Origin of the sequence: Cellulomonas oligotrophica, from assembly GCF_013409875.1 — a bacterium.
GTDB lineage: Bacteria > Actinomycetota > Actinomycetes > Actinomycetales > Cellulomonadaceae > Cellulomonas > Cellulomonas oligotrophica.
The window spans coordinates 2,271,163-2,284,394 of the sequence record NZ_JACCBK010000001.1 but is presented as its reverse complement, the minus strand read 5'-3'; the positions used below and the strand labels follow the sequence as shown (position 1 = coordinate 2,284,394).

Genomic DNA, 13,232 nt, shown 5'->3' with positions numbered 1-13,232 from the left:
GGGGGGCGGAGGCGCGCGTGCTCGACGCCCCTGCCATCGTGCGCGCCGTCCGTCCGGCCCGCGACCGGGACGGTGCCGGGGACGGGCGTCGGCGGCGGTGACGTCCGACGTGGGGGAGGATCCTCCGCATGGCCCAGCAGACGCGCGTGATCATCACCGACGACATCGACGGCACGGAGGGCGCCGCGACGTACCGGTTCGCCTGGCAGGACACGGTCTACGAGGTGGACCTCAACGACGAGCACCGCGACGAGCTCCTGCGCGCCCTCCAGCCGTACATCGCCGCCGGTCGCCGGGCGGCCCGGCCCGCGCGGCGCCCCGCCGCCGCGGCCGTGGACCGCGACCAGTCGCGGGCGATCCGGGCCTGGGCGCGCGAGAACGGGCACAAGGTCACCGACCGTGGGCGCATCCCCGCGTCCGTGGTGGAGGCGTACGAGAACCGCTGACCCGCCGCCGGCCGGTCGGGTCGGGGCAGGTCAGGTCAGGTCAGCGGCATCAGGGCCCAGACGTGCTTGGTCGTCTCGGTCGTGTACCAGCCGACGTCCTGGGAGAGCTTGCGGGCGATCTGCAGGCCGAACCCGCCGCTGCCGACCGCCCGGTCGCCCGCCGGCACCGGGCGCGTCCCGAGGTCGTGGTCGGCGACGTCGACGAGGTACGCCTCGGCGCCGGTGAAGAGGCGCACGATGGTGGGCGGGATGCCGTGCAGGAGGGCGTTGGTCGCCAGCTCGGTGGCGATGAGCACCATCCGCTCGCCGACCTGGTCGAGCGCGCCCGGGGTGCGTCCGGTGGCGAGCGTGAGGTCGCGGCGCAGGGACGACAGCTGCGCCGTGGTGTCCAGCCGCCACGTCTCCACCAGCTCGTAGCCGTCGGGGAGGGGTTGCGTGCGCAGCCCCGCGTCGACGTTCGGTCCGTCGGGGGTCTGTGCTGCGCTGGTCCCGGTCACACGTGTCCCTCGGTCGGTCTGGCTCGGTCTCGGTGCGGGCGACCGCTCGCACCGCACCGCTCCACGGTAGGCGGGCCCGCGCAGGTCCGCGCGTCGGGAGCCGGGCCCCGGGCGGGGCCGACCAGGACCGGTGTCCAGCCTTCCCCGTGCCGAGCGCGCGAGGCCCACCTACGATCGTGATCGTGATGATCGAGCGACTGACCCGCCACCAGGCCTGGGGTCGGAGCGGCCGGTGACCCCGGTGCCGCCGGCCTACGGGCCCGCCGCCGTGCTGCTCGTGGACGCGCTCACCGACGAGGTGGTGTACGCCAACGGTGTCGCGCTGCGGATGTCGGGCGCGGTCCAGGTGCCGGTCGCGGCCGCGTCCTGGGTCAAGTCGGCCGGGGTCCGGCTCGCGGACGGCACCCGTCTCGACGACGCGGACCACCGGCTCGTCGACCAGCTCTCCGTCGATGGCGTCCGGCTCGTGGCCCGGCCCGACGCCACCGAGGGGGCGTCGCACGACGCGACCCTGTGGGGCATGGCCACGCGCATGGAGGGGGCGCCCGGCACGCTCGAGCGCCACGTGCTGGTGGTCCTGCTGCCGCAGCGCGAGGAGGCCGGCGGGAACGTCGACGGCGCCGACCTGCAGCGTCGCGCCGCCCTGGCGAGCGAGCTCTCGTTCACCATCAGCGACCCCCAGCTCCCCGACGACCCGATCGTGTGGGTCAACCCGTCGTTCACCGCCGTGACGGGCTACACCGCGCAGGAGGTCGTGGGGCGCAACTGCCGGTTCCTGCAGGGCGAGGGCACCGACCCGGAGGCCGTCGCGCGCATCCGGACCGCGCTGTCCGCGGACGTCACGATCGGCGAGACGCTGCTCAACTACCGCAAGGACGGCACGCCGTTCTGGAACCAGGTGGTCATCAGCCCCGTCTTCGACGAGCTGGGCAACGTCACGCACCGGGTCGGGGTCCAGGCCGAGGTCACCGCCCAGGTGGAGGCCGACGCCGAGCGGCGGCGCGAGCTCGTCGAGGTGCGGGACGAGAAGGACCGCCTCGCGATGATCGCGGGGGTGACCCGCCGCCTGAGCGAGCTCACCGAGCCGGACGCCATCCTCGCGGAGCTGCCGGCGCTGCTCGCCGCGCACTTCGGCGGCTGGGCGCACGTCGTCACCGTGGGCCGCCGCTCCAAGCCGCGGGCGGTCGTGCGGACGGCCGACGCCGGCGCGGTCGACGCGGCGGCGATGCTGTCCCGCTCCCCGGAGTGGGCGCTGGAGTCGCTGCCCGTGCTGGACGTGCTGCGCGGCGGCACCCGGTTCACGCTGGCGCCGTTCGACATCGGCGGCGACCTGCTGGCGGTGCACGGCTCGGCCGAGCAGCGGGCCGCGATGACGCTGCTCGGCCTCGGCTCGGCGATGGTCGTGCCGCTGCGGGCGCGCCACGAGGTGCTCGGCTCCGTCGCCGTGGTCTCCGCGCGGCCCGGGGCGTTCAGCCCGGCCGACATGGCCACCCTCGCGGACATCGGGCACCGGGCCGGCCTCGCGTACGACAACGCGCGCCTCTACGTCCAGGAGCGGCAGGCCGCCACCGCCCTGCAGGACCGGATGCTCCCGCGTCTGACGCCCGTGGAGGGCCTGGAGACCGCGGCGACCTACCTGCCGGCGTCGCGGCTGGCCGCCGTCGGCGGCGACTGGTTCGACGTCATCGCCCTGCCCGACGGCAGCACGGGGCTGATGATCGGCGACGTCGTGGGCCACGACATGCACGCGGCCGCGTCGATGGGGCAGCTGCGGTCCGTGCTGCGCACGCTCGCGTGGGAGGGCCGCGAGCCCGTCGACGTCGTCGACCGGCTGGACGACCTCGTGCGGGCGCTGGACATCGGCGACCTGGCCACGCTCGTGGTCGCGCGCCTGACCGGCGATCCCGGCACCGTGCGCCGCCTGGCGTACGCCCGCGCCGGCCACCTGCCGCCGCTGCTGCGGCACCCCGACGGGCGCCTGGAGGTCCTCGACGGGGCGCTGCGCACACCGGTCGGGATCCGCCCGATCGACACCCTCGTCGAGCGCGTCGTCGACGTGCCCCCCGGTGCGCTGCTCGTGCTCTACACCGACGGCCTCGTCGAGCGCTACGACCGCTCGCAGCGCGACGGCCTGCGCCTGCTGCAGGACGTGGTCGCCGGCCTCCCGGCCGGCGTCGACGCGGAGGAGGCCCGCCGCCTGGTCCTGGCCGCGATGGTCGGCGAGGCCCACGACGACGACCTGTGCCTCCTGGTCGTCCGCGCCTGACCCGTGCTCGTGGCCGCGGGCGTTCTCATCCTTCGCCGTGACGGCGGTTGATGTACGAGGCCATGTGCGGGGCGGTGAACGCCAGCTCCGCACGGGCCGACGCGTAGATGAGGCCCTTGGAGATCAGGTCACGGCGCGCGACGGAGAGATCGGACGGCTTGCGCTTGCGCAGTCGCTCGACCAGGTCGGTCAGGAGGCTCGGTGCGTCGTGGTCGGCGGCCATGGCACGCATGAACCGCTGCTCGGCGCGCGTCGCCCGCTCCCACCGCGCTCGGAAGAACCCGGCGTCGAGAGCGTCGATGCCCGCTGACGCCGCGAGTCGTGCGTCGTCGTCCGTGATGAGGTCGGGGCCAGGGGCGAGCTGCCAGGCCTGGAAGCCGAGCTCCTGGACGAAGTAGGGGTAGCCGCCCGACGCGTCGACCAGGAGCGTGAGGGCCTCCGGGGTGAAGGAGGCGCCGGCGGTCCGGGCGGGCCCTGCGAACGCCTCGGTGGCGTCATCCGCGCCCAGGCGGTCGATGCTGCGGTACTCGAACTGCCGCTCGGCGTACGAACGTGCTTCGGAGAGGACGGCAGGGACGCTGGGAAGGCCCGCGCCGAAGACCGAGAACGGCCAGCCCTGCTGCGCCGCCTGGTGCTGCACAGCCAGCAGCGCCGTCAGCGTCGATGCCTCGAGATCCTGGATCTCGTCGACGAAGACCGCGAGCCCGGTGCCCGCGTCGCGCAGTGCCGGCGCGAGGTCCTCCACGAGCTCGACCAGATCGAGCTCGAGCACGCCTGTGTCGGCCCGACCCCGAGCCGGCTGCAGGTTGGCGCCGAGCGTCACCCCGGCTCCCACCGAGAGGCTGAACGAGGTGAGGGTCGACAACGCCGACGCGAGGGTGTCCGACAGGCGCTCCGAGCGGCTGGCCAGGCGCCTTGCGCCGGCCAGCAGCCCTCGTTCCAGCTGCTGCCGGGCGAGTGCCCGGGCATCGGGGTCCCGTTGCGCTTCGACAGCCACCGTCAGCCACCCACGACGGTCGAGCTCGTGCTGGAGTGCGCGCAGCAAGACGGTCTTCCCGACCCCGCGGACCCCGTGGAGCATCAGGCTGCGACCGGTGAGCCCGTTCCGGGTCCGCGCGGCGAGCACACGCGCGGACTCGATCTCGCTCCCCCGTCCCACCAGGGCGACGGGGGTCGCCCCGGCGCCAGGGGTGTACGGGTTCGTCTCGGCGTCGATGATGACGTCCTCTCACATCAAATCATGAATTTCTTAGATCAATTCATACACTGTGACACCTGCGGGGGCCAGCACGAGGGTCGTCAGGTCAGTGCGCCACGTGCTGCGGTGCGGACGTGGTCGGCGACGGCGTCGAGGGCCGCGGTGCGCAGCGACCACTGCTGCCAGTGCAGGGGGACGTCGATCCCGTCGTCGCCCGCGAGCGGGACGAGGCGGCCCGCGGCCTCGTCGTCGCCGGACTGCTGGGCGGGGAGCATGCCCCAGCCCCAGCCGAGCCGGACCGCGGTGGCGAAGTCCGCGGACGCGGGCACCAGGTGCCGCAGGGGTACGGCCGGGTCGACGCCCCGGGCGCGCAGCCACCGGTCCTGGAGGCGGTCGTCGGCGTCGAACACCACGACGGGCGCGGCGGCCAGCGACGCGTCGTCCACGCCGGCCGCGAACCACCGGTCCACGAAGGCGGGTGTGGCCAGCGGCCGGTAGCGCATCGTGCCCAGCGGCTCGGCGGTGCACCCCTGCACCGGGCGTGCCTGCGTCGTCACCGCCGCCATGGCCCGCCCGTCGCGCAGCAGCTCGGCCGTGACGTCCTGGTCCTCGCGCACGATCTCGATCGCGACGTCCGCAGCCAGCGGGGCCAGGGCAGGCAGCACCCAGGTGGTGAGGGAGTCGCCGTTGACGGCGAGCGTCACCCGGGGGGTGCGGGCGGCGACCAGGTGGCGGGTCGCGTCAGCCGTGAGCGCGTCGACCTGCCGGGCCAGGCGGACGAGGGGCTCACCGGCCGGTGTCGGGTGCACGGGCCGGTCACGGTGCAGCAGCACGGCGCCGGTCTGCTGCTCCAGGGCCTTGATCCGCTGGCTCACCGCCGACGGCGTCACGTGCAGCGTGCGGGCGGCGGCGTCGAGCGTGCCGAGGTCCACCGCGGCGGCCAGCGCGCGGAGCTGGCCCAGGTCCCAGTCCATGAAGCCACGCTAACGGTCCGTCAGGAACTTTCGCTGGTCTGCACGGTGGTGGGCGCCCTAGCGTCGGCGCCGTGGGAACAGGGTGGACGTCCGCGCTCGCCGGGCTGGTGTTCGGGCTCGGGCTGATCGTGGCGATCGGCGCGCAGAACGCGCACGTGCTGCGCCAGGGGCTGCGGCGCGAGCACGTGGCGGTGGTCGTGGCCGTGTGCGCGCTGTCCGACGTCGTGCTCATCGCCGTCGGCACCGCCGGGGTCGGTGCGCTCGTCGCCGCCAGCCCCGTCGTCACCGCGGTCGCCACGCTGCTCGGCGCCGCGGTCCTGCTGGTCTACGGCGCGCTCGCGGCGCGGCGCGCGCTGCACCCCGGCACGCTCGTCGCCGACGACGACCGGCCGGCGGGCGCCGCCGCCCCCGTCGTCCCGGTGCTGCTCGTGACGCTGGCGCTGACGTGGCTCAACCCGCACGTGTACCTCGACACGGTGGTCCTGCTCGGGGCGGTCTCCGCCGGGCACGGGGACGCACGCTGGTGGTTCGCCGCCGGCGCCGCCGTGGGCAGCGTCGCGTGGTTCAGCGCCCTGGGCTTCGGCGCGGCGCTCCTGCGCCCGGTGTTCGCCCGCCCCGGTGCGTGGCGCGTGCTCGACGCCGGTGTCGCGGTGGTGATGGTCGCCATCGCCGCCGGGCTCGTCGCCGACCTCGCCGCGGGCGCGCACTGACGCCGCCCGCCCCGCCCGCCCCCTCGTGCGCGGCGTCCGCCGGACGTGTGAACGGGACAGACGGGACATAGCGGTCCGGGCTACTCTCGACGTCGGCCGCTCACGGCCCCTCCAGCAGCCGACGGACGAGGACCCATGGGATTCTTCAACAAGCCGACCGCCACCCCCGCCAGCGCCCTCCCGCCGCTGAGCGCCGAGCGGATCACCGCCTGCCTCGACGCGCGCGAGATGCGGTACGGCATCGACGGCGACGGTGACGTCGGCGGGTACTGGGACGGCCACCTCTTCTACTTCTTCCGGATCGGCCAGGACCAGGAGTACCTCCAGGTCCGCGGGCGCTGGAACCGGCAGGTCGGCCTCGACGAGCTCGCCGCCGTCAGCGCCAAGGTCAACGACTGGAACGCCGACCGCCTGTGGCCCAAGGTCTACGTGCGCGTCGAGGACGACCGCCTGGGCGTCTACGCCGAGCACACCGTCGACTACGAGCACGGCCTGACCGACGAGCAGCTCGACGTGCACCTCGCGTGCGGGATCAGCACCGCGCTCTCGTTCTTCGAGGCCCTCGACGAGGCGTACCCGGAGCAGGCCGCCGCCGCGAAGGCCGCCGAGGCCGAGCAGGAGTGAGCACCGCCCCCTCGGCGGGGGGTGACGAGCTCGGGCAGGCGTTCCAGGTCGACCTGCGCGGCGTCGTCGACCTGCTCGCCCGCCACCTGTACTCCGGGCCGCGCGTGTACGTGCGCGAGCTCCTCCAGAACGCCGTCGACGCGGTCACGGCGCGCCGGGCCCACGAGCCCGGTGCGCCGGGCCGGGTCCGGCTGCGCCCGCTCGACGGCGGCGGTCTGGAGGTCACCGACACCGGTGTCGGCCTGACGCCCGACGACGCGCGCGAGCTCCTCGCCACCGTGGGGCGCAGCTCCAAGCGTGACCTCGAGCTCGGGGTCGGGCGCACCGAGTTCCTCGGGCAGTTCGGCATCGGTCTGCTGTCCGCGTTCATGGTCGCCGAGCGCATCGAGCTCGAGTCGCGCTCGGCCACCGACCCCGACGCCCCGGGCGTGCGGTGGGTCGGGCACCCCGACGGCACGTACGACCTCACGGTGCTGCCGCGCGACCCGTCCGACCCGGTCGGCTCGACCGTGCGCCTGCACCCGCGCCGCGACATGGAGCACTGGATGGCCGCCGAGACGGTCGCGGCGCTCGCCACGGAGTACGGCGCGCTGCTGCCGCTCGACGTGGCCGTCGAGGTGCCGCTCGGCACCGGCGAGACCGCGTGGCGCCGCGTCACCGAGCCCGAGCTGCCGTGGCGGGCGTCGTACGCGGACGACGCGACCCGCTCGGCCGCGCTCGTGCGGTACGCGGAGCGGACCCTCGGCTTCACGCCGCTCGCGCACCTCGACCTCGACGTGCCCCTGACCGGCCTGACGGGCGTCGCGTACGTGCTGCCCGCCGCGGTGCCCCCCGGCGGCGGCAGCACCCACCGCGTGCACCTCAAGCGCATGCTGCTGGGCGAGCGCGTCGACACGCTGCTGCCCGGCTGGGCGTTCTACGTGCGCTGCGTCGTCGACGCCGACGGCCTGCGCCCCACGGCCTCGCGCGAGGCGCTGTACGACGACGAGGCGCTGCTCGTCACCCGCGACGCGCTGGCCGCGCAGGTGCGGGGCTGGACGCTGAGCACGCTGCAGGCCGGCGGCCGGCTGGCCCAGGAGTTCGTGCGCACGCACCACCTGGCGCTGCGCTCGCTCGCGCTCGTCGACGACGAGGTCCTCGACATCGCCGCGCAGGTGCTGCCGTTCGAGACGACGGACGGCACGCGCACCCTCGCCGAGGTCCGGGACGCGGTCGGCACGGTCGTGCACACCACCAGCGTCGAGGAGTTCCGCCGGGTCGCGCCCGTGGCCCGCGCGCAGGGCCTGCTCGTGGTCAACGCCGGGTACGTCTACGACGGCGACCTGCTGGCCCGCCTCACCGGGCGGCGCGGCTGGGACGTGCGCGCGCTGCGCACCCAGGACGTCGCGCAGGTGCTGGGCGAGCTCGAGCCCGCGCGGGAGCTCGAGCTCATCGACGTCGTCCCCGCCGCCACCGCGGCCGTGCGCGACCTCGACTGCGAGGTCGTCGTGCGGCGCTTCGAGCCCGACGACCTGCCCGCGGTCATGCTCGACGACCGCGAGGACCAGCACCGCCGCGAGGTCGAGCGGACCGTGCAGGAGGCCGACGACCTGTGGGGCGGGGTGCTCGCCGGGTTCTCCGACACCCCCGCGGCCGCCCGCCGCCTCGTGCTCAACGACGCCAACCCCACCGTGCGCCACCTGCTGGCCGGCGCGCACCGCCCCGAGGTGTTCGCCGCCGGGCTGCGGTCGATGTACGTCACCGCGCTGCTGCTGGCCGGCGAGCCGCTGCGCGCGCGGGACGCCCAGACCATGACCACGTCGATGTCGGTCCTGCTGCAGGCAGGGCTCGGCGCGACGGACCCGGACGAGGAGGACGCGCGGTGAGCCGCACGCTGGACGAGGTCAACCGCGAGATCGCCCGGATCCGCTCGCTGCCCTACGGGGTCGCGCGCACGCAGGCCGCCGAGCTGCAGGCCCGGCTCGTCGAGGCCGAGGGGCCGGACCAGGCGCGCGCGTACGCGCTGTCGGTGCTCGTGGAGTCGATGGTGTGGGCCGGCGAGGTCGACCGCGCCTACCTGCCGTTCACCCGGCTCGTGCGCTGGTGGGACGAGCACCCGGAGCACTTCGACGAGGTCGACAAGCACGCGATGTTCTGGTCGTTCAAGTGGATGGTCGGCCACCTCGGCGACTTCCCGACCGTGCCCGCCGCGCAGATCGAGGCCACGCTCGACGACATGGAGCGTCGGTACGCGCTCGCCGGCCTGGGCCGCGACGCCGTCGCGTACTCGCGGTTCGCGTGGGCCGCGCGGCGCGGGGCCGCCGACGTCGAGGAGCGCTACGACGCCTGGGTGGCGACGCCGCGCGACGAGTACTCCCAGTGCGAGGTCTGCGACCCGGGCGACCGGGCGTCGTACCTGTTCGAGACCGGTCGCACGACCGAGGGCGCCCGGCTCGTCGAGGAGACCCTCGACCGCGGCCTGACGTGCGCGACGGAGCCCGCGGACATGCTCGCCGGCCTTGCCCTCGCGTACCTGGACCTGGGCCGACCGGCCGACGCGGTGCGGACCCACCGCCGCGCCGTCGCGGCCCTCGCCGAGACGAGCAGCGACATGGCCGCCGCGCGCGGCGAGCGCATCGAGCTGCTGGGGCGTGCCGGGCACCCCGCACGCCTGGTCCGGGCCGTCGAGCAGGACCAGCGGCTGCTGCTCGAGGCCGACACGCCCCGCGCGCGCCTGGACCTGCTGCTCGGCGTCGTCGCCGGCACCGCCGCCCTGCTGCCGGCCCACGCCGACGTCGCCGTGCGCCTGGCGGACGTCCCGGCCGCGACGCTCGGTGCGCTGCACGCGTGGGCCGCGGCGCAGGCCCGGACGCTGGCCGACGCGTTCGACGCGCGCAACGGCAGCACCCGCATGTCCCGCATGCTCGCCGACGCGCTCGCGACGCAGGGCGTGGCCGAGCCGCTCGACCTCGACGTCGTGCGGCTGCCCGCCGCGCCGGCCGAGGACGCGTCGGTCGCCGGGACGACGCCCGGGGTGCTGCCCGACGGTCCCGTGGCGGCTGCTGCGGCCGGAGCCTCGGCCACGGGCGAGCCCGCCCTGGCCCGCGCCGAGCGCCTGCTGTCCGCGGGCGACACCGAGGGCGCCGCCCAGGCGTACGTCGAGGCCGCCGGGCATGCCGAGGCGGCGGGGCTGCTGGTCGACGCCGGCTACGCGCTCGCCGAGGCCGCCGCGTGCGCGCAGGTCCTCGGCGACGAGGACACCTCCGCGCGCCTGTTCGAGCGGGGCGCGGCCCGGCTGCGGGCCGGCGGCGCAGACCCCGTCGACCTCGTCCCCGTGCTGGTGGCGTGGGCGCCGGCGGCGGGCACCACCGGTGAGGTGGACCCGTTCCTCGCGGCCGTCGACGCGACGCGCGCGACCCTCGTCGAGGAGCCCGAGGCCGACGCGTCGCCGGAGCAGGCCGCCCTGGCCGAGCGCCGCAAGGGCGACCGCCGTCGCGCGCTGGCCGACGTGGACGACGCCGCCGCCCGCGTGCTCGCCACGACCGGCGGCGAGGAGCGTCTGCAGGACGCGGTGGTGCGCGCCGGCCGGGCCGCGGAGGCGTACGCCGGGGTCGGTGCCGTGGCGGACGCCGCGCACGCGTTCTGGCTGGCCGGGCGCCTGCTCGACGCCCTGGACCGCACCGAGGACGCCGCCTGGCACCTGGAGTCGGCGGTCGAGGGCTTCGGCGTCGCCCGTGCCCGCGAGCCCCGCACCCAGGCCGCCGACGACCTCGTCGCGCTCCTGCGCCGCACGGGCCACGACGACCGCGCCGAGGAGATCCTCCGCTCCCTGACCCGCTGACGCCGGGGCGCGGTCTCAGGCGAGCCCGGCCAGCAGGAGGCCCAGGCCCGCGAGGAGCGTGACGGTCAGCACGGCGGCGAGCACGACGGGTGCGCGGCCGTGCGGGCGGCGGTGGCGCAGGGCGATGGCCAGGGGTCCGATCGGTTGCACGGCTGCTCCTCGGGTGCGGGCGGTCCAGGCGGTGCGCCACGCGGCGGTGGCGACGGAGAGAGGGCTGACGCCGACCTCGGCGGCGCCGTCGACGTCGGCGAGCCACTCCTCGCGCCGTCGGGCGCGCTCGGCGGGGGGCGCGAGCGCCGCAGCGGCCCGGACGAGCGCCCGGGCGAGGCCGCTCATGCCGTCCCCTCCGCGGGTGCGGCCGCCGCGCCCGCGCGGGCGGTGCGCCCGGCGGTGACGGTGCGGGACGTGACGATCTCGAGGGCGGCGGCGGCGCCGTCCGGCGTGAAGCGGTAGAGCCGCCGCCGGGGGCCGGGCCGCGCGTCGTCCTGCTCCCAGTCCGAGGTGAGCCACCCGGCGCGCTCGAGCCGTTCCAGCACGGGGTAGACCGTCCCCGCGGGGCGCTGCGACAGCTTGACGACGCGCAGGCCCCAGACGTCGGGGCCCTCGGCCCGCAGCGCCCGGAGCACGTCGACGGTGGCGGGGGTGACTCTCGTGAGCTGCTCCACCCCTCAAATCTATCTATATAGAGATGGCGTCGCCAGAGGGCGCCTGTCCCGGGTCGACCGGCTCTCCGGGGCCACCAGGGCCCCGGGCGCGCCTGGGCGGGTGGTGTGGAGGTCCTGTGGCGCCCGGTGTCCGTTACGTCCCTTATGCGAAGATCCGGGCTTCGTGACGTGCGCCGCCCGCGGTGCGCGCCAGGACCAGCAACGAAGGAGACGACCGTGTCGTTGCAGCACCCCTCACCGCCCCCCGCCCGGCGGGCCGCCCGCCGTCTGACCGCCGCGGCCGCCGTGCTCGCGGCGGCCCTCGCCGGCGCCGTCGGCCTCGCGACCGCCGCCCCCGGCACCGCCGCGGAGCCCGGCGACGGCGAGGGCGGCGTCATCCTCACCATGTTCCAGTGGACGTGGGACGCCGTCGCGGACGAGTGCGCCACGGTCGGCGAGGCCGGCTTCGGTTACGTGCAGGTCTCGCCGCCGCAGGAGAACCTGCGCGGGTCGGCGTGGTGGACGTCGTACCAGGTGGTCAGCTACCAGGTGGAGTCGAAGCTCGGCACGCGGGCCGAGTTCGCGGCGATGGTCGAGCAGTGCCGCGCGGCCGGCGTCGGCGTCATCGCCGACGCGGTCATCAACCACACCACGGGTGCCGACATGGGCTCCGGCACGGGCGTCGCGGGCTCGGCCTACGGCATCGACAGCGCCCCGGCGGTCCCGTACGGCGCCGGCGACTTCAACGCCTGCCGCACGAACGTCGCGGACTACCAGGACGCGGCCGAGGTCCAGGGGTGCCGCCTGGTCGGCCTGCAGGACCTGCGCACCGGGTCCGAGCACGTGCGCGACGCGATCGCCGCGTACCTCGACGACCTCGTGGACCTCGGCGTGGCCGGGTTCCGGATCGACGCGGCCAAGCACATCCCCGCCGCGGACCTCGCGGCCGTCAAGGGGCGCATGGACCACCCGGACGTCTACTGGGTGCAGGAGGTCATCGGCTCGTCCCCGGGCATCGCGATGTCCGACTACGCCGGAACGGGGGACGTGCACGAGTTCTCCTACGCGACCCGCCTGCGGTCCGCGTTCGAGGGCAGCCTCACCAGCCTGCGGACGATCGGCCAGGGGCTGCTGCCGTCCGCGCAGGCCGGCGTCTTCGTCGACAACCACGACACCGAGCGCAACGGCGAGACGCTGAACCAGACCGACGGCGACGCGTACCTGCTGGCCAACGTCTTCATGCTCGCCCACCCGTACGGCGCCCCGGCGGTGTACACCGGCTACACGTTCACCGACAAGGACGCCGGCGCCCCCGGCGCGACCTCGACGACCGTGCCCGACGCGAGCTGCGACGACGCCGCGTGGACGTGCACGCACCGGATCCCCGAGATCGCGGGCATGGTCGGCTTCCACGACGCGGTCGCGGGCACCGCGCTGACCGACTGGTACGACGACGGCGTGGACCTCGTCGCGTTCGGCCGCGAGGACCGCGGGCACGTCGTCATCAACGACCGCGACGGCTCGCAGGTCCGCACCTTCACCACGGCGCTGCCCGACGGCACGTACTGCGACGTCGTCGCGTCGGCCACGTGCTCGCGCACCGTCACGGTCGCCGGCGGCCGGTTCACCACCGTGGTCCCGGCGCACGGCGCGGTGGCCCTGCACGTCGACGCCCGCACGGGCGGCACCCCCACGCCGACGCCGTCCGCGACCGCCGTCACGGGCCTGGGCTTCGCCGCTGACGTGACGACGGTCTGGGGCCAGAACGTCTCCGTGGTGGGCGACGTGCCCGAGCTCGGGGCGTGGGAGCCGACGGAGGGCGTCGCGCTCTCGTCGGCCACGTACCCCGTGTGGCGGGGGAGCGTCGCCCTCGCGCCCGGCACCCGCGTCGAGTACAAGTACGTGCACCTCGACGAGACCGGGAAGGTGGCCTGGGAGACGGGCGCCAACCGCGTCGCGACGGTCCCGGCGTCCGGCGTCCTCACCCTGACGGACACCTGGCGCGACTGACGGTCGCACCCCGGTCGGGCGATGCGGGACTCTCCTCCCGCAC

The 13,232-nt window shown here is 75.6% G+C and carries 12 protein-coding genes; 7 read left to right on the top strand and 5 right to left on the bottom strand.

What is annotated here, in order from left to right; translation table 11 throughout:
• Window positions 1–128: 128 nt before the first annotated feature.
• Window positions 129–446: a histone-like nucleoid-structuring protein Lsr2 gene (locus BKA21_RS10325; RefSeq protein ID WP_140458113.1), complete on the top strand. Its 318-nt coding sequence runs from the start codon at window positions 129–131 to the stop codon at window positions 444–446.
• 35 nt (window positions 447–481) lie between these two features.
• Here the strand turns inward: BKA21_RS10325 and BKA21_RS10320 are convergent, their stop codons facing one another.
• A complete protein-coding gene (locus tag BKA21_RS10320; protein ID WP_203793475.1) occupies window positions 482–943 on the bottom strand; it encodes an ATP-binding protein in 462 nt (153 codons plus the stop codon).
• Between the two features lie 232 nt (window positions 944–1,175).
• Here BKA21_RS10320 and BKA21_RS10315 point away from each other — a divergent pair, with 232 nt between their 5' ends.
• Window positions 1,176–3,209, top strand: a complete 2,034-nt coding sequence (locus tag BKA21_RS10315; RefSeq protein WP_140458112.1) for a SpoIIE family protein phosphatase — start codon at window positions 1,176–1,178, stop codon at window positions 3,207–3,209.
• Window positions 3,210–3,234: 25 nt separating this feature from the next.
• Here BKA21_RS10315 and BKA21_RS10310 read toward each other — a convergent pair whose 3' ends face one another.
• Both BKA21_RS10310 and BKA21_RS10305 read right to left on the bottom strand, forming a co-directional pair.
• Complete coding sequence (locus tag BKA21_RS10310; protein ID WP_275406397.1) at window positions 3,235–4,368, bottom strand: ATP-binding protein; 1,134 nt, start codon at window positions 4,366–4,368, stop codon at window positions 3,235–3,237.
• A gap of 140 nt (window positions 4,369–4,508) precedes the next feature.
• The gene (locus tag BKA21_RS10305) at window positions 4,509–5,381 is read right to left on the bottom strand and encodes a LysR family transcriptional regulator ArgP (protein WP_140458110.1); all 873 of its coding nucleotides are present in this window, start codon (window positions 5,379–5,381) and stop codon (window positions 4,509–4,511) included.
• Window positions 5,382–5,452: 71 nt separating this feature from the next.
• Here BKA21_RS10305 and BKA21_RS10300 point away from each other — a divergent pair, with 71 nt between their 5' ends.
• From BKA21_RS10300 to BKA21_RS10285, 4 genes are all read left to right on the top strand, one after another.
• Window positions 5,453–6,091: a LysE/ArgO family amino acid transporter gene (locus tag BKA21_RS10300; protein WP_140458109.1), complete on the top strand. Its 639-nt coding sequence runs from the start codon at window positions 5,453–5,455 to the stop codon at window positions 6,089–6,091.
• A gap of 135 nt (window positions 6,092–6,226) precedes the next feature.
• A complete protein-coding gene (locus BKA21_RS10295) occupies window positions 6,227–6,715 on the top strand; it encodes a type III secretion system chaperone family protein (RefSeq protein ID WP_140458108.1) in 489 nt (162 codons plus the stop codon).
• Complete coding sequence (locus BKA21_RS10290; RefSeq protein WP_140458107.1) at window positions 6,712–8,580, top strand: HSP90 family protein; 1,869 nt, start codon at window positions 6,712–6,714, stop codon at window positions 8,578–8,580. Before BKA21_RS10295 ends, BKA21_RS10290 begins: the two co-directional genes overlap by 4 nt.
• Entirely contained in the window at window positions 8,577–10,535 is a 1,959-nt protein-coding gene (locus BKA21_RS10285; protein ID WP_140458106.1) for a hypothetical protein, read from the top strand. Before BKA21_RS10290 ends, BKA21_RS10285 begins: the two co-directional genes overlap by 4 nt.
• Before the next feature lie 15 nt (window positions 10,536–10,550).
• Here the strand turns inward: BKA21_RS10285 and BKA21_RS10280 are convergent, their stop codons facing one another.
• Both BKA21_RS10280 and BKA21_RS10275 read right to left on the bottom strand, forming a co-directional pair.
• On the bottom strand, window positions 10,551–10,871 hold the full coding sequence (locus BKA21_RS10280; protein ID WP_140458105.1) for a hypothetical protein: 321 nt from the start codon (window positions 10,869–10,871) through the stop codon (window positions 10,551–10,553).
• On the bottom strand, window positions 10,868–11,200 hold the full coding sequence (locus BKA21_RS10275) for a PadR family transcriptional regulator (RefSeq protein WP_140458104.1): 333 nt from the start codon (window positions 11,198–11,200) through the stop codon (window positions 10,868–10,870). The genes BKA21_RS10280 and BKA21_RS10275 overlap by 4 nt, the downstream gene beginning before the upstream one ends.
• Window positions 11,201–11,416: 216 nt before the next feature.
• Here BKA21_RS10275 and BKA21_RS10270 point away from each other — a divergent pair, with 216 nt between their 5' ends.
• A complete protein-coding gene (locus tag BKA21_RS10270) occupies window positions 11,417–13,189 on the top strand; it encodes a carbohydrate-binding module family 20 domain-containing protein (protein ID WP_239072864.1) in 1,773 nt (590 codons plus the stop codon).
• Window positions 13,190–13,232 lie beyond the last annotated feature (43 nt).

Excerpts from the sequence above, each read along its gene's own strand:
- BKA21_RS10325 (WP_140458113.1), top strand. The coding sequence starts at position 129 with ATGGCCCAGCAGACGCGCGTGATCATCACCGACGACATCGACGGCACG.
- BKA21_RS10305 (WP_140458110.1), bottom strand. The coding sequence starts at position 5,381 with ATGGACTGGGACCTGGGCCAGCTCCGCGCGCTGGCCGCCGCGGTGGAC.
- BKA21_RS10295 (WP_140458108.1), top strand. The coding sequence starts at position 6,227 with ATGGGATTCTTCAACAAGCCGACCGCCACCCCCGCCAGCGCCCTCCCG.
- BKA21_RS10280 (WP_140458105.1), bottom strand. The coding sequence starts at position 10,871 with ATGAGCGGCCTCGCCCGGGCGCTCGTCCGGGCCGCTGCGGCGCTCGCG.